This is a genomic window from Actinoallomurus acaciae, from assembly GCF_042429965.1.
Classification (GTDB): domain Bacteria; phylum Actinomycetota; class Actinomycetes; order Streptosporangiales; family Streptosporangiaceae; genus Actinoallomurus; species Actinoallomurus acaciae.
The window spans coordinates 1-1,316 of sequence record NZ_JBHLZP010001039.1 but is presented as its reverse complement, the minus strand read 5'-3'; the positions used below and the strand labels follow the sequence as shown (position 1 = coordinate 1,316).

Sequence of the window (1,316 nt, the reverse complement as noted above, 5' to 3'; positions counted from 1 at the left end):
GCCCGTGACCCGTCGAGCGCCGACGCCATGCTCGAACGCGCCCACCAGGCCGCCGAACAGGCGCTCGCCGAACTGCGCACGGTCGTCCGCGGCATCCTGCCGCCCGTGCTCGCCGACCGCGGGCTCGCCGGCGCGCTGGCCGGGCTCGCCTCGGACTGCGGCGTCGACTGCACGGTCGACGTCGACGTGCCCGGCCGATGCGCCGCCTCCGTCGAGGCGACCACGTACTTCGTGGTGGCCGAGGCACTCACCAACATCGCCAAGCACAGCCGGGCCCGGCATGCCATGGTGACCGTACGCCGGCGGGGGCAGGAGCTGTCCCTGCGGATCGAGGACGACGGCGTCGGCGGCGTGGACGAGGACGAGGGCTCCGGCATCATCGGCATACGCCGCCGGGTCGAGGCCCATGACGGACGCCTCGTCCTGACCAGCCCTCCCGGCGGCCCGACGACTCTCCAGGTGGAACTGCCATGCGGATTGTGATCGCCGAGGACGACCCGCTCCTGCGCGAGGGGCTGGCGCTGCTGCTGCGCGCCGAGTCGCTCGACGTCGTGGCCACGACGGAGGACCCGGAATCCTTCCTCAAGGCCGTCGACACGCACGGGCCCGACGTCGCCATCGTCGACGTACGGATGCCGCCGACCCACACCGACGAGGGGATCCAGGCGGCCGTCGAGGCACGGCGCCGCCGGCCCGGCCTGGCCGTGCTGGTGCTGTCGGCGTACGTGGAGCAGGCGTTCGCCACCGACCTGCTCGCGGGCGGCGCGGCCCGCCTCGGATACCTGCTGAAGGAACGGGTCGGCCGGGTGGAGCAGTTCCTCGATGCGCTGCACCGGGTGGCGGACGGGGGCACGGCCATCGACCCCGAGGTCGTCGCCCAGTTGCTCACCCGCACCCGCCCGGACACGGCGCTGGACCGCCTGACCGCCCGCGAGCGCGACGTGCTCGCCCTGATGGCCGAGGGCCTCGGCAACACGGCGATCGCCGAACGCCTGTTCGTGACCGAGGGCGCGGTCCACAAGCACATCCGGAGCATCTTCGCCAAACTCGACCTGACCCCGGCCGACCGCGCCGACCGGCGCGTCACCGCGGTCCTGCGCTACCTGGAGAACACCCAGCGCCGCGCCTGAACCACCGTGAGACAGAAACGACCCTCTGCCGTCGAGGTGCCATCGCCGTCGGACGAGGGCTTCCGGCCGCCGCCACGGCCCGGCCTCACCGCCGAGGAGTTCGCCCTGCCCTAGGTGTACTGTCCCGTGAGGTTGGGGATGCGGCTGGCGGGTGGTCGGCCTCCCAGCGCGGTGTGTGTGCGGTGG

General features: G+C 73.3%; 2 protein-coding genes. Both read left to right on the top strand.

What is annotated here, in order from left to right:
- Positions 1–483 (top strand): sensor histidine kinase (locus ACFFNX_RS50215; RefSeq protein WP_378213580.1); only part of this gene is annotated, 483 nt, incomplete at its 5' end.
- Positions 471–1,130 (top strand): response regulator, encoded by a 660-nt coding sequence (locus ACFFNX_RS50210; RefSeq protein ID WP_378213579.1) that lies wholly within the window; start codon positions 471–473, stop codon positions 1,128–1,130. The genes ACFFNX_RS50215 and ACFFNX_RS50210, both read left to right, overlap by 13 nt.
- Positions 1,131–1,316 lie beyond the last annotated feature (186 nt).